Consider the following 17,958-nt stretch of genomic DNA (forward strand, 5'->3'; position numbering starts at 1 on the left):
CGAGGACGAGGCAAAATCCGCTCAGCCCATGTAGTCCTCATCAGAGACGTGCTCGAGCCAGGTGACGACGTCGCCGTTCCTGTCCGCTTCCTGCATCGCGACGTGTGCCATGAACCGGTCAGGGGTGGCACCGTGCCAGTGCTCCTCGCCGGGTTCGATGTAGACCACATCACCGGGACGGATCTCCTGAATCCCGCCGTCCCGCGTAGCCACCAGCCCTATGCCGTCGGTGACGTACAGCGTCTGGCCTTTGGGGTGATGATGCCAGGCAGTCCGGGCGCCCGGAGCGAACCGCACGTGGGCGCACCCGACGGCGGATTGCTCGTCCGGGGTGCGGATGGAATCAACCTGTACCGTTCCGGTGAACCATTCCCCGGGTCCAGCGGCTGTCTGGCCACCGCTTTTCGTGTATCTCATGTTGCTCCTTAGCGGGTGCTGGCTTTTTCGACGACATTCTCCGTGGCTGCCCATGACGCCAGCAGCTTCAGGCCTTCTTCGCTGGCACTTCCGGGAACTGCCGGGTAGACGGTGACGTGAAGGCCGGTGTCCTCGTCGAGTTCAAGTTGTTGATACGTCAGTTCCAGGGGACCGACCACAGGGTGGTGGAAATTCTTCATCCCCGATCTGTGGCGCCTGACGTTGTGCGCGGCCCACAAAGTGCGGAACTCCTCGCTCCGCATGGACAATTCGCCCACGAGCTCGGCGATGGCTTTGTCGTGTGGGAAGCGGCCTGCGTGGCGGCGCAGGATCTCCACATTGGTGTTGGCTGCGCGGTTCCAATCCGGGTAGAACTCCCGCCCCCTGGGATCCAGGAAGATGAACCGGGAATGGTTCGCCGGACCGGCACTGCTCCGGAAAAGGTCGAAGTACATGGCATAACCCAAGGCGTTCGCCGCAACCACATCCATACGGTGGTTCGAAATAAGAGCCGGCGCGCCCGTGATGGAGTCCAAAAAGTACTGCAGCGCAGGATCGACAGTGTAGACGGCCTTCTTCACCTTGGTCCGGACTCCCCTGTTCGCTGTCCGGGCAAGGTCATAAAGGTGCTCGGTCTCCGCGCGGTCCAGCTGCAACGCCCCGGCGATGGCATCCAACACGCTGTCCGAAACACCGGAGAGGTTTCCCCGTTCCAGGCGGATGTAGTAGTCGACGCTGACGCCAGCCAGACGTGCCGCTTCATCACGGCGAAGGCCCGTGACCCGGCGCCGGATCCCGAAAACTTCGATGCCTGCCTGCTCAGGGGTGATGCGTGCGCGGCGGGACATCAGGAACTCCCGCACTTCCGACCGATTGTCCATGCCCACCACGTTACGACTTCGCCGACCCGTGGTGAGAGGTTCTGTTGGAACCTGTATAACCGGAGCCTCCCACCTGTCCCCAAGGCCGTGGTCCGATAAATCCAGTCATTCACCTGAGAGGCCAATCCATGTCAGCAGATACACCCACGGTGGTGCCCGTAGCGGTGCCCGGGAACCCTCTAAGCAATAACCCGGTGAGCCGTTGGGGAGGTGTGTTCGCCATGTCCTTCGGGGCTTTCGCCGTCGTAGCCTCTGAATTCATGCCCGTCAGCCTCCTGACTCCCATGGCCCGCGACCTACAGGTTTCCGAAGGGCTGGTGGGACAGGGAATTGCGATATCGGGCCTGTTCGCCGTCCTCACAAGTCTTTCGATTTCCACGCTGACCGGAAGGACGAACCGGCGCACGCTGCTGATCGGCCTCGCCGCCCTGATGGGTGCCTCGGGAGCCCTGATAGCGCTGGCGCCAGGTTACTTGCCCTTCATGGTGGGCCGGGCAGCCATTGGGGTGGTCATCGGCGGATTCTGGTCAATGTCCGCAGCCACGGCGATACGGCTGGTGGCTCCGTCGCGGGTCCCCCGTGCTCTGGCGATAGTCAACGGAGGCAACGCCCTGGCCACCGTTCTGGCAGCGCCTCTTGGCAGCTACTTGGGTTCCTTCATCGGATGGCGGGGAGCGTTTCTCTGTCTCGTGCCAGTCTCCGCGGCATGTGTGGTGTGGCTCTGGATGTCCCTGCCGTCCCTGGAAGCACCGACCACCAGGACCAACGCCCGCGACATCCTCGCGATCTTCAACGCTTTCAAGAACCGGACTGTCGCGTGGGGCATGGCCGCCTGCGGGACTTTCTTCATGGGGCAGTTCATCCTGTTCACCTACATCAGGCCCTTCCTGGAAACCGTCACCCATGTGGAAGTGGCCTTTGTTTCCATTGTTCTCCTCGTCATGGGTGTGTCCGGATTTGCCGGGACACTCCTCATCGGCCGTTTCCTGGGACCCGGCTTGCAGCGGACGCTCATGGTGATTCCCGCCGTCATGGCCCTCATTGCGGTTGCCCTCGTTCCCGTCGGTGCGGTTTTCGCCGTCGTCGTTCTTTTGCTGGCCCTTTGGGGCCTGTTGGGGACCTCGGCTCCGGTGGGCTGGTGGAGCTGGGTAGCGCAAGCGATGCCCCACAACGCCGAACAAGGCGGCGGGCTCATGGTGGCCGTGGTCCAGACCTGCATCGCCCTGGGTTCCACTCTTGGCGGGGTCCTGTTCGACTCGCTCGGCTTTGAAAGCACATTCCTTGCCAGTGCCGTGGTGCTGGTGGTGGCGGCGTTCCTTGCGTCTAGGCTGAACATGGCACCAACTCCCAACCGAGGATGACGGAGACAACCATGACAGAAGCAAGCATCGAAGCCCGCGCGGAACAACTGAAGGCCCTTCATGAGGCACCTGAGATCCTGAGTGTCGTTAATGTTTGGGACGCCGTCAGTGCAACCGCCGTGGCCGCGCTCCCGCAGACAAAGACCATTGCCACGGCAGGACACTCCATCGCTGCCGCCTTTGGATACAAGGACGGAACCATGCCGTTGGATGTGGCGCTGAGCGGTGTGGAGAGGATCGTCAACGCTGTTGACCTCCCGGTCACTGCAGATCTCGACGACGGATATGAGGACCCGGCCGAAACCATCCGTCGCGCTATTGGCATCGGAGTGGTGGGCGCCAATGTCGAGGACCGCCTGCGGCCGTTCGACGAAGCAGTTGCCCGCGTGAAGGCGATCATTGACGCCGCCAACGCCGAGGGCATTGCCTTCCAGCTGAACGCACGGACTGACGCCATCGTCCGCGGCGGTGACCGTCCGGTCAGGGAAAGCATCGACGACGCCATCGCGCGGGGCCGGGCCTTCCTCGACGCCGGTGCCGCTCTGGTTTTCGTCCCCGGCGCACTGAACCGTGAGACCATCGAGCCCCTCGTTGAAGGCCTCGGCCGCGGCAAGCTCTCCGTGATCGGCGCTCCCGGAGCGTTGCCGGCCGCCGAACTTCAAGAACTCGGCGTAGCGCGTGTGTCCTACGGGCCGTTCACGCAGCGGGTCGCCCTGCGCGCCCTCCAGGACCTCGCCACCAACCTGTACGGTTCCGGCGTCATCCCGAAGGACACCCCTGCGCTGAACTAGGGCAAAGCGTCCCGGCCCGCTCGCAGCGGGTGGGCCGGGACTGCCCGGGGCCGGCCTTTACGATCAGCTCTTTCAGTGAGTGGTGCGTGATCCTAAAATTAGTGTGCTGATGGCAGCAGAACCTGGCGGAAGGGGCATGGTTGCCATGACCAAGGGTCCATTCCGGCACGACAAACCGGATCACCAAAGCGAAAGCAAAGAACACAGAACCCGCTTCGGCGAGTGGCTGAGGCGCGAAGACTCAGGCGTGGAGGGAACCGCCAGCAGTATTTTCATCCGCCGGCATGATGATCACCACCCGCCGGAACGCACATGCATCCAGGGGCATGAGATCGCGCCGGGGGAAACGCATTGCTCCCATGGACACCCAGTCGGCTGACAGTCCCAGGAGCCCCGTCACGAAGTCGACCGCGTATCAAAAGCCGCCGCCGATTCCCGCAGGAGGCGGGCCACGGTGTCCAAGGGAAGGCTCGTTGGCCGCCGTCGGTCGAACCGACGCAAGGCGATGTGCCTGGTCCCCAAACCCGGCACATCCAGGATGTCCACCTGATCATGGACCACGCCTGTCAGAGCCAAAGTGGGCACGATTGCAACACCCTCCCCCGCCGCCACCAAGGCGAGGGCAGTAAGCGTGTCCTGGTACTGGTGAATCGTCTCGATCTGGGCTCCTGTGGAATGGCGCAGGCGCCCGAGGACGGCAATGTTGGCCGCTGATGGCTCGACCCCCAGCCACGGGAGGGGCAAACGGCTGAGGTCCAGGTTGTCGGTGGTCAGCAGCGACCCTGCCGGAACCACCAGCTTCCATGGCTCATCCAGCAGGGGTTCTTCCACCATTCCAGCGGCAAGGGGACGCTGGTTCGAGGTGGTGGAATCGTGTTCGACCACCACTGCATCCAGCTGGCGTTGACGGAACAGCCGCATAAGCGCCGGGAAGGCGTCCTCAACCAGCTGGATCTGGAGCTGGGGGTACTGGATACGCCATTCGGGAAGCCGCGGGATCACCACAGTCCGCATGAAGCTGGTGAAGCCGCCCACCCGCACCACGCCGGCAACCTCAGCCTGTCCCTGCACGCGGGACCGCGCCACATTCAGTGCGCGCTCTATCTCCTCCCCTGCCTCCGCCATCGCCAGCCCGGCGGGCGTCAGGACCGAGCCTTTGGGCGTTCGGAGGAGCAGCGCCTGGCCCGCTTCGCTCTCCAATTTGGTGAGTTGCTGCGACACCGCCGACGGCGTAATGCGCAGCTCATCGGCAGCGGCGAGGACCCCTCCGGTACGGGCTACGGCGAGGAGAACCAGCAGGCGACGAGGGTCCATTTCCATGTTCAGCGATTCTAAATACGGCCTTCAGAATAATGCAATTGAACTAAAGGTAGCTTTCCCTCAGAATTTAGGCATAGCCGCTCTTCGCTCTGAGGATACGGTCTCTGTAAACAGCAGAAAACACCCCTGAAGATATTCGTCATTCGGCCTGCCTCCGTGCCGGCTGCCTGGACATGAGAGAGGACACCCGATGGAGCTGCTCTGGGAAATTACCGGTTGGGCCGGCGCTGCAGCGATGCTTTGCGCCTACATGACGGTGTCCATGGGCTGGATCAAGCCGGGCACGACGTTCCAGGCCGCGAACCTTTTTGGCTCCTGCGCCTTCATCATCAACGGCACGCTCCACGGAGCCTGGCCCTCGGTGGCCACCAACGTGGCGTGGTTCCTCATCTCGGCGGTCGCCCTGCTGAGGATGCGCAACCAGCAACCTGACGCAGTCGTCGAGGCGGAACCGATCGTCGTCCCGGCCTACGTCACCACGGATACGGGCACGCAGCCTGTTATCCCGCACCCCGCTCCTGTCGCCAACTGCGCGTAACCTGCTCGTCCAGGGCGCGGCGAACACACAAGGTAACCTCCCGCCGTCGTCGTAAGAACCAGCGCATAGGCTGGGCCTTAAGCGCCGCCCGACAGAGAAGGAAGCCATGCCCAACCCAGACCGCCCGCTCCGCAAGCTTGGATTCCTTACCATCGGGCTGTTTGACCCGGCGGATCCTGCTGCGGGCCACCGCTCAACCTTGGACATTATTGAACTCGGCGAGCGCCTGGGATTCGACAGTGCCTGGTTGCGCCACCGCCACCTGCAGTTCGGCATCTCGTCGCCCGTCGCGGTGATGGCGGCGGCCAGCCAGCGGACGTCCCGGATTGAACTGGGCACGGCAGTAACGCCGCTGGGCTGGGAAAACCCTTTGCGGCTTGCCGAAGACCTGGCCACGGTGGACCTGCTCAGTGGGGGTCGGATCAACCCGGGCGTCAGCGTAGGTGAACCGATGCACTATGACACCGTCAAACACGAGCTGTATCCGGATTCGGCAGATACCGAGGACTTCAGTTACACCCGCGTGGACCGCTTTGCCCGGCTGGTCGCGGGCGAAAAAGTTCGGGAGTTTTCGGGTAAACAGGGCGTTGTGGAGGAGTTCTCAAACCGCGTGGAACCGCACTCTGCCGGGTTGCGGGAACGGCTCTGGTACGGAGCAGCGAGCCTGAAGTCTGCAACGTGGGCCGGAGAGAACGGCTTCAACCTGCTCTCCAGCAGCGTCGTCTTCCCCGGACCGGATGAAGTACCGGACTTCGCCGCCGTACAGCAACGCCAGATCCGGGCGTTCAGGGACGCCGCAGCAACGGCCGGCCGCAGCCCGGCCCGGGTTTCACAGGGCCTGGTGGTGATTCCCACGGATTCGGCATCAAGCGCCCAGCGGGAAAAGTACCAGCGTTACGTTGACGAGCGAACACCCCGCACCAGCGCGCCCCAGGGACCAAAGCGCATGATGTTCGCGCAGGACCTCATCGGCAGCAGCGAAGAGATCGCCGAACAGCTGTACGCGCACCTGGGCTTCCAGGAGGTTGACGAGGTGGCGTTCGCGTTGCCGTTCAGCTTTGAGCACGAGGACTACGTACAGATCCTCACGGACATCGCAGAAAAGTTGGGGCCGGCGCTGGGGTGGACACCCGCGACGTAAGAACAGTCAGTCCACGAACTCCGACTGGGTCTGGATGAAGTCCCAATCGGCCGAGGTCAATACGCCGCTCACTTTGTCCGGGTGGGGTCCGCCGGCCTCGGCGATGTGTTGCAGGACCTGCAGTGGCAGTTCTTCCACCCTCAGGTTCTCGCGCAGCCATTCCTTGCTGTCCAGGTGCAGATCAAGCCACCACATGTAGATTTCCACCGCGGGACCACCTTCCGTCGGATCCGTCGAATTAACGGTAGGCCGGGGCCGTGGCGTCTTCAAGGGTCCACGGATAAGGCTTGTATGCAGCCGGATGTAGGGCCAATCTAGTCCTAAGGGCACTCCGGCACGCCCTTTCCGGCTGCCGGCCGCCCGTCGCACAAGGGACCCGCGATGGACTGTGACATCGAGCTGGAAATCGATACCGGCTCTGCACGCGGCGAATATACGGTGCACGTGGTTCGCGCACCGGCGGGCGGGCACGCGTCCGGCATCTTCGCCCTGGACGTGGACGGGATCATCGTCCGGCTTCCACAGCTTGAAGCGACAGTCCTGGCGTCCGCCGTCGCTGCCCGCCGCACGCTGCCGGTAGCGGAAGTGGCAGTCCGCGAAGTCGGCCAGGAACTGTTCCAAGCGCTCTTCACCCGCGAGGTTTACGGGACCTACCGAGCCAGTTTGGGTGCTGCCCAGCACGCGGGCCAGCAGCTCAGGGTTGTCCTCCGGCTGGCGGCTCCCGAGTTGGCGACCATGCCGTGGGAAACCCTGTTCGACCCCGAAACCGAGACCTACCTTTGCCAGACCGAGCCCTTGCTGCGGCATGTGCCCGCCCCCGACTACAACCTCAATCCCTTGGATGTGGCCCCGCCGTTGCGCATCCTGGGCATCGTGGCCTCACCCCGGGATCTGCCGGCCTTGGATGTCGCGGCCGAAAAGGAACATCTGGGCAGGGCACTTGCAGGACCGGCGTCGGAGGGACGTGTTGAACTGGTGTGGACCAGGAGCGGCACGTGGGATGACGTGCAATCGATGCTCCTCGCAGGCCCTTGGCACGTAGTCCACTTCGTTGGCCACGGCGACTATGACTCCCGGACGGACGAGGGCCGCATCGCCCTGGTGGGGCAGGACGGCCGCGCCGCAATGGTCCGCGCCGTGCGTTTGATGGCGTTGCTGAGCGTAGCCGCCCCCCGCCCGCGGCTCGTGGTGCTGAACTCGTGCTCCTCGGGCGAAATGGGCCAGACCGATCTCTTTTCCGGTACCGCCTCGGCCTTGGTCCGCAGCGGAATCGGTGCGGTCGCCGCGATGCAATTCGCCATCAGTGATTCCGCCGCAATCGCGTTCTCCCACGGCTTCTACGCCGCGATCGCCAACGGCCGCACGGTTGACGAGGCCGCCCGCATCGGCCGGATCTCAGTGATGGCCAGCCCGGACGGCACACTCGAATGGGTCACCCCGGCCCTCTACGTCCGGGGCGGATCCACGCAACTTTTCACGTTGAAGGGCTCCCCGCGCGTCCCGGCTTCGGTTGAAGGTACGACGGCGGCCGCGGCCTCGGGCGGTCAGGCTGCTGCAGGTACACAAGCGAACACAGACCAAGCCATGAAACGCGCCCAGTTGAGGGCGTTGTATGTGCAGGCAACTGCGGAACTGCGTGCGCGGCGATTCGACCAGGCCGTGGAACTGTTTGAGGACCTACTGACATTGGAACCCGGCTACCGGGACGCAGCAAACCAACGAGACGCTGCCCGCAAACGCCTGGAACTTGCCCGCATTTACCGCGAGGCCCGCCAGGCGGAAGAATCCGCCGACTGGTTGGCGGCTGCGGACGGTTTCGCCCTGGTCTTGGACGATCCCGAGTATCCCGATGCCGCGTCCCGGAAACAGGACTGCGAAAGAAAGCAACGCCTCGCCGATCTGGAGGGCGAACTGCGGTACCACTCCTCCCAAGGCTCGTGGGAGGCAGTGCTCGATGTGTCCCGTGAGCTGGCTTCGCTGGACCCGGCTGCGGCCGATCCCGGTGGGCTGGCAACTGCAGCACGGGCCGAAATCGAGAAGACCAAGCCAAAAGAAGCCCCCGCGCCGGCGAACTCCGGATCAGACAACCCTGAAGTCAGGGGTTCATACACTGCTGTCTACCAGCCCCCGGCGCCGCCCCGGACTCCCCCTTCGGGCACACGACCGACGCCCAGCCCAAGCCCCACGCCACCGCGCGCCGTGCCCCTGACTGGAGTCCCGGCGTCGAACGTTGGCAGTTCCGGTCCCGCCGTCACCCAACCGCGACCGGCGGCCTCGAAGGCGCAGCCGCCCAATCCCGTTCCCCTCGCCTGGGGCGGAGCCGCGCTGGCGGTGGCGGGCGGCCTGGGTGTGGGCTTTGCCGTCTATTTCCTGTGGCTGGATGACAACTACTGGTACGAGAGCGGCGGCGACGCCTCCCTCCGGATCGTCTACGGCCTGGTCGCGCCCTTGGGATACCTGCTGCTGGCCGTCGCGGGCCTTCCCGATCGCACCGTCATGGGCCGGTTGGTGATGGCTGGCGTGGTCGTCTCCGGGGCAGTCTTTGGGTTGTCGGGCCTGAATTACGCCGTGGAACTGACAAGCGTGGTGTTCAGTTTCGTGCACGCGGGCTTCGGTTTGTGGGCTGGAATCCTGGCCCTGCGCGCCGGGGAATCCAGGCTGATGGGATGGCTCCTGCTGTGCGCCACTGTTTCAGTGCCGCTGGTCTGGGTTCAGGACAAGGGAGTTTTCCTTGAGTCCTGGTACCGGACCCACGCGTACTTTGCCTTGATACAGCTTCTGGTGTTGTGTGCGGCCGGCGTGGGGTTTGTGCTGGCCGCCCGCCGACTGGGTGCAGGTTCGGCAGAAAGGACCGGGAAATGAGCAGGCTGGTTGAATTCAGCACCGACGACGGCGGCACGGTAGTTGTCGAGGTGGCCAGCGGGGCCGGGAGCCTGGTGACCAGGGGTGGCGTCCACGCGGCCGATCATTCGGGGGTTTTCGCGAGGGCCCAGCAGACCTTCGAACGGGCCTTGGCGCATGTCCGGCCGGCGGTGCAGGGCGTGATCGACGAACTCCTGAGCCTCGAAAACCGTCCGGATGAGCTCAGTGTGGAGTTCGGGATCGATTTGCATGCCGAGGCCGGGGCCTTCATAGCCTCCGCCAGCACTGCATCCAACTTCAAGGTGCGGCTGACGTGGAACAAGCCCGCCCCAACCGCGCCGCCCAACTAGGGGACAGCAAACGTCCCAATGAGGCTTGGGTGGAGCGTTATCTGTCCCCCAGTTGGGTAGCCAACAGCCTGTTCAACAGCCCCCTGCGGCGCAACAATAAGGGTATGGCTGAAGAGGCGTTCAGCGGCCCCATCCCCCTCGTGGTGGGCGTCCTTCCGGACCAGCACGTGGAGGTGCTGCAGACTGCCCGGACCCTCGCCGAGCAGCTCGGCGTGCCACTGGTGTGCGCCTACGTGGACGAGGCCAGCTACCTGGTGGAGTGGGACCCGGCCCGCGATACCCACCGGATGTCGCTGCACCCGGAAAAGGACGACGCCGAGGTGGACGCCGTCCGGGAAGATCTGGGGAAGGTCATCGCCGAAGCCATGGACGGCGGTACGGCCGATTGGACCCTGCGGTTGCTTGCCGGCGACCCCGCCCGTGCCTTGGGCCGGCTGGCCTCGGACATCAACGCCTCCATGATCATTGTGGGCTCACCGGAACCTGGCTTGGGACACCGCATTTCCGAGGCCCTCAATGGTTCGGTGGCCGCCTGGCTCAGTCATCACCAGCGCCGACCGGTCCTGATTGTGCCCCAGAAAAAGCGCCACGAAGCGGCCCGGAAAAACTAAAGCGAAAGTACTTATTCAAGGTGGTGGCAATGGGCTCCGATGCCACGTAGAGTGATGAGTGCAGGAAGCGAAAGCGCCTGTCCAAAGACCGCTCCGGAGTGCGTATCCCCCAATAACGCACTCCGGAGCTCTTTGTTTTAACCTCGGTTTTGGCCCGCGCCGCCCTCATCTTCTTGGACGCAAAAACGGCCCCGACACGCCTTGTTACAGGCGTGTCGGGGCCGTTTTGGATTCCGAAGTGGGTCGTGACGGTACAAGCTCACGACGCCGGCACCCGGCTTGGGTGCCGGCGGGTCACCTGACGAAGGTGTACAGCAAAGCCGCCATTCCGAAGCCCACCAGGGACAGGACCGTTTCCAGGACCGTCCAGGTCTTCAGGGTGTCCTTGACCGACATGTTGAAGTACTTGGAGATGATCCAGAATCCGCCATCGTTGACGTGGCTGGCGATGATGGAGCCGGAGGAAATGGCCACCACTATCAACGCGAGCTGCGGCTGGGAGTAACCGGAGGCCAGGCTGGGCGCGAGGATGCCGCCCGTAGTCACGATCGCCACAGTGGCCGAACCCTGGGCAATACGCATGCCGGCACTGATCACGAAGGCGGACAGGATGATGGGCAGGCCCGCCTGGGACAGCGAGTCAGCAACGGCCTTGCCAACACCCGTGGCGGACAGGACTGCTCCGAAGAATGCACCTGCACCAACCACCAACAGGATCATGCCCACAGGACGCAGCGAGGAACCGGTGATTTCGCTCAGTTCAGCCGAGGTCATGCCGCGCCGGATGCCCAGCAGCCACATGGCCAGCAGTACGGCCACGGTCAGGGCAATGGCCGGGTTGCCGAAGAACTGGAGGATGTCCCGGAAGGTTCCAGCCGGCGCGAAGATGTTACCGAACGTGCCGCCGAGGATGAGGATCATGGGCAGGCCGATCGCCAGCAGCACCAGGCCGATGGAGGGCTCATGACCACGCGCAGTGTCGGCTTCGGCCACAATCCGGTCTTCCGGAACGGACACCATTACGCGCTTGCCGATGTACGTGCCCCACAAAATACCGGACGCGAACCAGGCCGGAATACCGCAGATGAGGCCCATGAGGATGATCCAGCCGAGGTCCACGTGGAACAAACCTGCGGCAGCAACCGGACCGGGGTGCGGGGGAAGGAAAGCGTGCGTCACGGACAAACCGGCGAGCAACGGCAGGGCGTACAGGGCAAGCGACTTGCCGCCACGGATGGCAGCGACATAGACCAGGGGCGCCAGCACGAAGATGCCGATGTCGAAGAACACCGGGATACCCAGCACGAAGCCGGTGATGCCCATCGCGAGCGGAGTGCCCTTCTCGCCGAAGATCTTCACCAGCCTGCCAAGAAGCACTTCGGCACCACCGGACCGCTCGAGGATGGCTCCGAGGACAGTACCAAGGCCGATGATCACGGTGATGTGGCCAAGGATTCCGGCGAAGCCCTTCTCAATCAGGGCGTCGCTGCTCTTGGTGGCCGAACCCACCAGGGCCTCCACCGAGATACCGCCTACCAGTGCCACGATCACACCGGTTCCCACCAGGGCGATGAACGGCTCGAGCTTGACCTTGATGATCAGGAACAGCAGCAACGCGATGCCCGCGCCTGCCAGGAGGAGCAGGCCGGCGGTGTCGTGCCGCAGCCATTCAAGGAATTCATTCATGGGCGTTTCTTTCTTGGTGAGTCCTACTTGAGGGTGCTGGTGAAGGCTGCGGCACGCGCCGCGATGTCTGCCCAGTCGCCGGCAGCGACTGCCGCGGGCGGGACCACGCTGGTGCCGCAGCAGACTGCGGCAGCACCGGCGTCGAGGTAGCTCTTTGCGTTGGAGGCGTCGATGCCCCCGGAAGGAAGCAAGCGGATGCCCGGGTAGGGCCCCTGCAGATCCTTCAGATACGCCGGTCCGAGCTGTCGGGCGGGGAAAATCTTGACGACGTCCGAGCCGAGGTCCAGCGCCTGAGCCACTTCCGTGGGCGTCATGGCGCCGAGGCTGAACGGGATGCCCGCCGCCGCGGCAACGGCCGCGACTTCAGGCCGGAGTCCGGGCGTCACCAGGAACTGGGCACCAGCGTCGATGGCTGCGCGGGCTTGGTCCGCAGTCATCACCGTACCGATTCCGACGGCGGCACCATGGTCGGCTGCGGTCTCCGCCGCGCGCTTGACGTGCTTGAGCGCATCCGGCGTGGTGAAGGTCAGCTCGACGCTGCGGATGCCGCCCTGGGCCAGCGCCCGGCAGAGGTCTGCCGCGTCCGTGATGGAGGGCGCCCGGACCACGGCGAGCGTGCGGTCGGTTTCGAGCTGCTGGACGAATTCTTCGGGGGTCATTGTTGTCCTTCTCTGGTGAGGCCGTCGCTGTGGCGGCGGAGGGCGCGGCCGGCGCGCGCTCCGGTGGGCTGGCCGCCGTCGATCGCTGCCGTGCCGTTGACGAACACGTACTGGATGCCGCTGGCGGCCTGGCGGGGATTCTGGAACGTGGCGGTATCGCGGACGGTTTCGGGATCGAAAAGTACGACGTCGGCGGCGAACCCCTCGCGGACCAGTCCCCTGTTGTGGAGTTTGAGTCGGGCGGCAGGCCTGCCACTGAGATGATGGACCATCTCTTCGAGGCTGAGGAGCCCGAGGTCGCGCGAGTAGTGGCCGAGGTAGCGCGGGAACGTGCCCCAGGCGCGGGGGTGCGGCTTGGCACCGACCAGGAGCCCGTCGCTGCCACCCGTGTGGGTGCGGTGCTTCATGATGGCCTGAACGTTTTCCTCATGGCCAACGTGCTGCAGGATGCCTGTGCCGAGGCGGTCTTCGGTGAGGATCTGCGTGAAGACATCAAACGCCTCTTGGCCGCTTTCAGCCGCAATATCCTTGATGGTCTTGCCCACGAATCCCGTAAGCGCCGGGTTCTGGACGCCACTGATTTCCAGGGTGTCCCATTCGGCCGCTACGCCGTGGCAGCCGTCGGAGCCGTAGATCTCGACGGCTTCCCGGACGCGGGCGCGGGTTTCGGGGTCGGCCAGGCGGGCCAGGGTGGCTTCGGTTCCGCCGGATGACGCCCAGCTCGGGAGGATCGCCGAAAGGGTGGTGGCGCCGGGAAGGTAGGGGTAGGTGTCCAGGGTGATGTCGACGCCCTGCTCCAGCGCTTCGTCGATGAGGTCCAGGAGTTCCCCGGCGCGGCCCTTGTTTTCGGCGAAGTTCATGGTGGCGTGGGACAAGTGCAGGGCGCAGCCGGTATCGCGGCTCAAGGAGATCATCTCGGCGTACGCACCCAGGGCGCCCTTGCCGTAGGAACGGTGGTGGGGTGCGTAGAAGCCGCCAAGTTCACCAACGACGCGGCACAGTCCGGCGAGTTCCTCGGTCTGCGCGTACATTCCCGGCGTGTAGGTCAGCCCCGAACTCATGCCCACGGCGCCTTCCTCCATGGCGGTCCGGATGACGTCCTGCATCTGCTGCTGTTGCTCCGGCGTCGGGTCACCCTCGGCGAAGCCCATCACCATCGCGCGGACGGTTCCCTGCGGCACCAGGTAGGCGGCGTTGGTGGCGATACGACCGGCCTCGTCCTCGGTGTCCAGTCGATCGAGGTACTCCCCCACGGTCCGCCAGTTCCAGTCAAAGCCGGCCGGATTGTCGTTCCAACCCGCGATCTTCTCCCGGACGCCGGCCAACGTCGCATCGTCCACGGGGGCGTAGGAAAGCCCGTCCTGCCCGAGCAATTCCGTGGTGACGCCCTGGCTGAGTTTGGCGTAGTGGTCTTTGTTGACCAACAACTGCAGGTCCGAGTGGGCGTGCATGTCGATGAACCCCGGGCTCAGGACAAAGCCTGTGGCATCGATGACGCGGTCCGCGCCGGTTTCGGCTGCGGTGAGGCTACCGGCGCCGACGACGGCGGCAATCACCGCGCCGTCCAACAGGACGTCGGCGGCACGGCGGTCCGCTCCGGTTCCGTCCACCAGGGTGGCGTTGCTGATGAGGGTCTTCATGGGGAGTCCTAGAAGAAGGCATGGATGACGTCGACGACGGTCTGGTCACTGTTGGTGTCGGCCAGGACCGGGATGACGGTCCACTTATCGAACGCCGTGCACGGGTGGGACAGGCCCAGCCGGACCACGTCGCCGGGGCGGACAGTGGTGGTTTGGGGGTCGAAGGTCATGAAGGAGTGCTGGTCATTGACGGAGGTGATCTCCCCGCCGGCCAACGCTTCCATGGCTCCGCCGAGCACAGGGCCGATGAGTTGCGGCTCGGGAAGGCCTTCGTCGAAGGGGAGGTCGCGCTTGCCGGCGTCGAGGATCGCCAGTCCCGGCTCAGGCTGCGAAACGACGCGCGCCCAACCGTACATTCCTGCGTGGAACGGCTGATCGCCAACCCGGGAGAATGGCGAGATCCCGCGGTAGAAGCCGTCGTCGTGGATGATGTAGGCGCCGCTGCGGATCATCAAATCAACCGACGGCCCTCCGGTTTCTGCGCCGGTGCTGATGGCCGGGGAGAGAACCGTCACCACATCGTCGAAGTAGGCACTGCCGCCGGCGGTAATAAACACCGACACCGCGCCGTACAGCCCAGCCGCGAGGAGTTCCTCGTGGAGCAGCCGCATGTCGGCGAGGTAGCCCCGGACGGCGGCCAGGCCGGCGTCGTCCGCTGTGTGCGCGAGCGAGCCTTCATAGCCGGCAACGCCCACCAAGCGAAGGTGCTGCGCGGCATCAACGGCCCGGGCAACCTCGAGTGCGGCCTCCACACCGCGGGCCCCGGTCCGGCCACCGTGCGCTCCGAGTTCCACCAGGACATCCAGCACCGCCCCGGTTCCCGCCAGCGTCCGCTCGATCAGGGCGACAGTCTCCACCGAGTCCACCCAGGACAGGATGGTGGAGTCCTGCTCCGCGACCCACTGGATCGCCTGCGGATCGGTGAGGCTGTTGGCGAGCTGCAGGTTCTGAACGCCGAACTCCCGGGCCACCCGGAGTTGCGCGAAGTTGGCCAGGGTGATGCCCCACGCCCCGCGGTTGAGCTGCTCCGTCCAGAGTTGCGGCGACATCGTGGTCTTGCCGTGGGGAGCGAGCAACACACCCTTTGCGGCGCACCACTGCGCCAGCCGATCCGCATTGGCGGCGAGCGCCCGCGCATCGAGTGTGAGCAGCGGAGTCTGGAGGTCCGCGAGCGTGTGCTTTTCGCGGAGGAATTCTGCGTGCGTGGTCCCGTTGGCGTTGGCGGGAATGGCCTTGTGATGCCAGTCGAGCCGGCGGTCGGCCAAGGTTGCCACGGCGGTTGCCGAGATGGCTTTGGAAGTGTCCACGCGTTGATTCCCTTCGCGGTGCTGCGGCGTTGAAGCTGCGTTGTGGGCTGCTTATGCTTGCGTTGCGTATTTTGCAACGCTGGTTGCAAACCTGATGGTGATATGTCTAACATGGTGGCGGATCGAGAGTCAAGGCCGCTGCGAAGCGCGCGAACCATGGGAGAACGAGTGCTTTCAGCTGTATGTGTCGGCGAAACGATGGCGATGCTGACCCCCGCCCAAGCCGTTCCCCTGCACATGGCCTCCGAGCTTCACTGCGGGATCGGCGGTGCGGAATCCAACGTCGCCATGGGCCTTGCCGCCATGGGCCTGGAGACCCACTGGGTCAGCCGCGTCGGGCACGACGGCTTCGGCACCCGCATCCTCAACGACCTCCGCGACCACGGCGTAGGAGTCTCCGGAGTGGAGGTCGACGCTGAGCGCCCTACCGGCCTCTACGTCAAGGTGCCGGCCCAGGAGTCAGACCCCGACGGCGGCAGTTCGGTGCTGTACTACCGGCAGGGATCAGCGGCTTCGGCCATGGGACGGGACACTCTTTCGAACCCTGCAGTCTCCTCGCTGCTGGACAACGCTTCGCTGATCCACTTGAGCGGGATCACCGCCGCGCTGTCCCCCGATTGCCTTTCCCTGCTCGAAGCCTTGCTCACCGCGCCCCGCGATGGACGCATCATCAGTTTCGACGTCAACTGGCGGGCAGCCCTTTGGGCAGGACAGGATCGCGGCGTCCTGCAGCGGCTGGCGAACCTGGCCGACGTCGTGCTGGTTGGCAAAGACGAGGCCGAGCACGCCTTCGGAACCACCGACGAAGCCGAACTCCGCAGGCTCATGCCGGAGCCCGGTGTGCTGGTGATCAAGAACGAAGCCATCAGTGCCATTGCGCTGGACAAAGCCGGCACCCGGGAAGAGGTCCCCGCGCTGTCCGTCGCCGTCGTCGAACCTGTTGGCGCCGGTGACTCCTTCGCCGCCGGTTACCTCAGCGGACTCCTCTACGGGCTGGGCCAAAAGGAGAGCCTCCGCCGCGGCCACGTTGCCGCCGCCTGCACACTGACGGTCCACGGCGATCGGGGGCCGCTGCCTCCGGCGGATGAACTTGCAGCCATCCTCGATTCCTCCGATGACGCTTGGGCTGCTATCCATGTTGAAGACGGACATTTCAACACCACCCGGAGCGTGACACCTTGAGCCAGAGCCTGATGCGGGCCATCGACCTGCTTGGCGAACTCGCCGCCAAACCAGCAACCCTGGACGAACTCTCGTCCAAGGCCTCCGTGCACAAGACCACCGTGATGCGGCTCCTGCACGCCCTCGAGGAAAAGCGCCTGGTGGTGCGGGACGAGGACCAGCGGTTCATGCTCGGCTCCAAGCTGTTCGAACTGTCCTCGCTCGCGCTCGAACAACGCGACATCCGCAAGGTGGCACACCCGCATCTCGCCGATCTCAACGGCAAGACCGGACACACCATCCACCTTGCCGCCTTTGAAGGGAACGAGGTGGTCTACATCGACAAGTTCGAGTCCCACCACCCCGTCCGCATGTACTCGCGCATCGGCCTCACTGCATCGCTGCACTCGGCCGCTGTGTCCAAAGTCCTCCTCGCCGACATGCCGCGGAGCCGGCAGGAAAAGATCGCCGCGGGGTTGGACTACGTCAAAGTCACCGAAAACACCCTGACCTCGCCCTCTGCCCTCCTGGCGGAGCTGGAGCTGGTCAAGGAACAAGGCTGGGCGCACGACAACGCCGAGCACGAAGCCTTCGTGCACTGCATCGCGGCCCCCATCCGCGATGCCAGCGGCGCCGTCGTGGCCGCAGCCTCTTGTTCGGTACCGGTAGTGATGCTCAGCTATGAAGGATTGCTGGAGCTGCTGCCCGACCTCAAAGCCAGCACCGAGGCCATCTCAAACGACCTCGGCTGGATCAGCCACGAAAGGAACTCAGCATGAGTGAAAAGACCGTAGTACTTACCGAAAACGCCCCCGCCCCGGCCCACGTATTTTCCCAGGGCATCAAGAAGGGCGGCATGTTCCAGGTGTCCGGCCAGGGCCCCATGGACCCGGCCACCAACCAGTACATCGGCGAAGGCGACGTCCGCGTCCAGACCCGCCGCACCTTGGAAAACGTCAAGGCCATCCTCGAAGCAGGCGGCTCATCCGTTGAAGACGTGCTGATGTTCCGTGTCTACCTCACCACCCGCGACGACTTCGCCGCCATGAACGAGGTCTACGGCGAATTCATCAAGGAAAACGTCCCCAGCGGTCTGCTGCCCAGCCGCACCACGGTGTTCGTGGACCTCCCACACGAGGTCATGCTGGTGGAAATCGACGCACTGGCCGTCACCGCCTAACGCCCGCTCACATCCCACCCGCTTGAGCCGAACGCTCACGCACATCCCACCCG

The 17,958-nt window shown here is 64.6% G+C and carries 18 protein-coding genes; 10 read left to right on the forward strand and 8 right to left on the reverse strand.

The annotated features are described in order from the left end of the window. Positions 1-21: 21 nt before the first annotated feature. Positions 22-417, reverse strand: coding sequence for a (R)-mandelonitrile lyase (locus tag N5P29_RS20270; protein ID WP_262276564.1), 396 nt, complete (start codon positions 415-417; stop codon positions 22-24). A gap of 8 nt (positions 418-425) precedes the next feature. Next, positions 426-1,298, reverse strand: coding sequence for a helix-turn-helix transcriptional regulator (locus N5P29_RS20275; protein WP_262276565.1), 873 nt, complete (start codon positions 1,296-1,298; stop codon positions 426-428). A 128-nt stretch (positions 1,299-1,426) separates the two neighbouring features. On the opposite strand from N5P29_RS20275, the gene N5P29_RS20280 reads away from it, so the two are divergent. Together N5P29_RS20280 and N5P29_RS20285 are read left to right on the forward strand one after the other, a co-directional pair. Further along, a complete protein-coding gene (locus tag N5P29_RS20280) occupies positions 1,427-2,659 on the forward strand; it encodes an MFS transporter (protein ID WP_262276566.1) in 1,233 nt (410 codons plus the stop codon). Between the two features lie 11 nt (positions 2,660-2,670). Beyond that, on the forward strand, positions 2,671-3,450 hold the full coding sequence (locus tag N5P29_RS20285; RefSeq protein WP_262276567.1) for an isocitrate lyase/PEP mutase family protein: 780 nt from the start codon (positions 2,671-2,673) through the stop codon (positions 3,448-3,450). A 396-nt stretch (positions 3,451-3,846) separates the two neighbouring features. Here N5P29_RS20285 and N5P29_RS20290 read toward each other — a convergent pair whose 3' ends face one another. Continuing rightward, a complete protein-coding gene (locus tag N5P29_RS20290; protein ID WP_262276568.1) occupies positions 3,847-4,770 on the reverse strand; it encodes a LysR family transcriptional regulator in 924 nt (307 codons plus the stop codon). A 190-nt stretch (positions 4,771-4,960) separates the two neighbouring features. Between N5P29_RS20290 and N5P29_RS20295 the strand changes: the two genes are divergently transcribed. Next, a complete protein-coding gene (locus N5P29_RS20295; protein ID WP_144660563.1) occupies positions 4,961-5,308 on the forward strand; it encodes a CBU_0592 family membrane protein in 348 nt (115 codons plus the stop codon). Positions 5,309-5,414: 106 nt separating this feature from the next. Further along, positions 5,415-6,449 carry an LLM class flavin-dependent oxidoreductase gene (locus N5P29_RS20300; RefSeq protein WP_262276569.1) on the forward strand — a complete coding sequence of 345 codons (1,035 nt, stop codon included), beginning with the start codon at positions 5,415-5,417 and terminating at the stop codon, positions 6,447-6,449. Positions 6,450-6,455: 6 nt separating this feature from the next. Here N5P29_RS20300 and N5P29_RS20305 read toward each other — a convergent pair whose 3' ends face one another. After that, entirely contained in the window at positions 6,456-6,656 is a 201-nt protein-coding gene (locus N5P29_RS20305) for a hypothetical protein (RefSeq protein WP_144660559.1), read from the reverse strand. Between the two features lie 174 nt (positions 6,657-6,830). On the opposite strand from N5P29_RS20305, the gene N5P29_RS20310 reads away from it, so the two are divergent. The 3 genes from N5P29_RS20310 (at position 6,831) to N5P29_RS20320 (ending at position 10,272) form a co-directional block, all read left to right on the forward strand. After that, a complete protein-coding gene (locus N5P29_RS20310) occupies positions 6,831-9,311 on the forward strand; it encodes a CHAT domain-containing protein (RefSeq protein ID WP_262276570.1) in 2,481 nt (826 codons plus the stop codon). Continuing rightward, the gene (locus tag N5P29_RS20315) at positions 9,308-9,661 is read left to right on the forward strand and encodes a CU044_2847 family protein (RefSeq protein WP_262276571.1); all 354 of its coding nucleotides are present in this window, start codon (positions 9,308-9,310) and stop codon (positions 9,659-9,661) included. Before N5P29_RS20310 ends, N5P29_RS20315 begins: the two co-directional genes overlap by 4 nt. A 104-nt stretch (positions 9,662-9,765) precedes the next feature. Beyond that, the gene (locus tag N5P29_RS20320; RefSeq protein WP_262276572.1) at positions 9,766-10,272 is read left to right on the forward strand and encodes a universal stress protein; all 507 of its coding nucleotides are present in this window, start codon (positions 9,766-9,768) and stop codon (positions 10,270-10,272) included. 294 nt (positions 10,273-10,566) lie between these two features. Here the strand turns inward: N5P29_RS20320 and N5P29_RS20325 are convergent, their stop codons facing one another. From N5P29_RS20325 to N5P29_RS20340, 4 genes are read right to left on the reverse strand one after another with little or no spacing between them, the layout of a single operon-like run. After that, a complete protein-coding gene (locus N5P29_RS20325; RefSeq protein WP_262276573.1) occupies positions 10,567-11,958 on the reverse strand; it encodes a GntP family permease in 1,392 nt (463 codons plus the stop codon). 23 nt (positions 11,959-11,981) lie between these two features. Next, entirely contained in the window at positions 11,982-12,617 is a 636-nt protein-coding gene (locus tag N5P29_RS20330; RefSeq protein ID WP_262276574.1) for a bifunctional 4-hydroxy-2-oxoglutarate aldolase/2-dehydro-3-deoxy-phosphogluconate aldolase, read from the reverse strand. Beyond that, positions 12,614-14,257 carry an N-acyl-D-amino-acid deacylase family protein gene (locus N5P29_RS20335; protein ID WP_262276575.1) on the reverse strand — a complete coding sequence of 548 codons (1,644 nt, stop codon included), beginning with the start codon at positions 14,255-14,257 and terminating at the stop codon, positions 12,614-12,616. The genes N5P29_RS20330 and N5P29_RS20335 overlap by 4 nt, the downstream gene beginning before the upstream one ends. A gap of 8 nt (positions 14,258-14,265) precedes the next feature. Next, entirely contained in the window at positions 14,266-15,564 is a 1,299-nt protein-coding gene (locus N5P29_RS20340; protein ID WP_262276576.1) for an alanine racemase, read from the reverse strand. Positions 15,565-15,732: 168 nt separating this feature from the next. Here N5P29_RS20340 and N5P29_RS20345 point away from each other — a divergent pair, with 168 nt between their 5' ends. From N5P29_RS20345 to N5P29_RS20355, 3 genes are read left to right on the forward strand one after another with little or no spacing between them, the layout of a single operon-like run. Beyond that, positions 15,733-16,746, forward strand: a complete 1,014-nt coding sequence (locus N5P29_RS20345) for a sugar kinase (RefSeq protein WP_262276577.1) — start codon at positions 15,733-15,735, stop codon at positions 16,744-16,746. Next, positions 16,743-17,504 carry an IclR family transcriptional regulator gene (locus N5P29_RS20350; RefSeq protein ID WP_262276578.1) on the forward strand — a complete coding sequence of 254 codons (762 nt, stop codon included), beginning with the start codon at positions 16,743-16,745 and terminating at the stop codon, positions 17,502-17,504. The genes N5P29_RS20345 and N5P29_RS20350 overlap by 4 nt, the downstream gene beginning before the upstream one ends. Then, positions 17,501-17,905, forward strand: coding sequence for a RidA family protein (locus N5P29_RS20355; protein ID WP_262276579.1), 405 nt, complete (start codon positions 17,501-17,503; stop codon positions 17,903-17,905). Before N5P29_RS20350 ends, N5P29_RS20355 begins: the two co-directional genes overlap by 4 nt. Positions 17,906-17,958: the final 53 nt, after the last annotated feature.

This window comes from Paenarthrobacter sp. JL.01a (genome assembly GCF_025452095.1).
Classification (GTDB): Bacteria; Actinomycetota; Actinomycetes; order Actinomycetales; family Micrococcaceae; genus Arthrobacter.

What these genes read in the sequence shown, in the direction of transcription:
- N5P29_RS20270 (WP_262276564.1), bottom strand. Translation starts at nt 417, where the DNA reads ATGAGATACACGAAAAGCGGTGGCCAGACAGCCGCTGGACCCGGGGAA.
- N5P29_RS20275 (WP_262276565.1), bottom strand. Translation starts at nt 1,298, where the DNA reads ATGGACAATCGGTCGGAAGTGCGGGAGTTCCTGATGTCCCGCCGCGCA.
- N5P29_RS20280 (WP_262276566.1), top strand. Translation starts at nt 1,427, where the DNA reads ATGTCAGCAGATACACCCACGGTGGTGCCCGTAGCGGTGCCCGGGAAC.
- N5P29_RS20285 (WP_262276567.1), top strand. Translation starts at nt 2,671, where the DNA reads ATGACAGAAGCAAGCATCGAAGCCCGCGCGGAACAACTGAAGGCCCTT.
- N5P29_RS20290 (WP_262276568.1), bottom strand. Translation starts at nt 4,770, where the DNA reads ATGGAAATGGACCCTCGTCGCCTGCTGGTTCTCCTCGCCGTAGCCCGT.
- N5P29_RS20295 (WP_144660563.1), top strand. Translation starts at nt 4,961, where the DNA reads ATGGAGCTGCTCTGGGAAATTACCGGTTGGGCCGGCGCTGCAGCGATG.
- N5P29_RS20300 (WP_262276569.1), top strand. Translation starts at nt 5,415, where the DNA reads ATGCCCAACCCAGACCGCCCGCTCCGCAAGCTTGGATTCCTTACCATC.
- N5P29_RS20310 (WP_262276570.1), top strand. Translation starts at nt 6,831, where the DNA reads ATGGACTGTGACATCGAGCTGGAAATCGATACCGGCTCTGCACGCGGC.
- N5P29_RS20315 (WP_262276571.1), top strand. Translation starts at nt 9,308, where the DNA reads ATGAGCAGGCTGGTTGAATTCAGCACCGACGACGGCGGCACGGTAGTT.
- N5P29_RS20320 (WP_262276572.1), top strand. Translation starts at nt 9,766, where the DNA reads ATGGCTGAAGAGGCGTTCAGCGGCCCCATCCCCCTCGTGGTGGGCGTC.
- N5P29_RS20325 (WP_262276573.1), bottom strand. Translation starts at nt 11,958, where the DNA reads ATGAATGAATTCCTTGAATGGCTGCGGCACGACACCGCCGGCCTGCTC.
- N5P29_RS20330 (WP_262276574.1), bottom strand. Translation starts at nt 12,617, where the DNA reads ATGACCCCCGAAGAATTCGTCCAGCAGCTCGAAACCGACCGCACGCTC.
- N5P29_RS20335 (WP_262276575.1), bottom strand. Translation starts at nt 14,257, where the DNA reads ATGAAGACCCTCATCAGCAACGCCACCCTGGTGGACGGAACCGGAGCG.
- N5P29_RS20355 (WP_262276579.1), top strand. Translation starts at nt 17,501, where the DNA reads ATGAGTGAAAAGACCGTAGTACTTACCGAAAACGCCCCCGCCCCGGCC.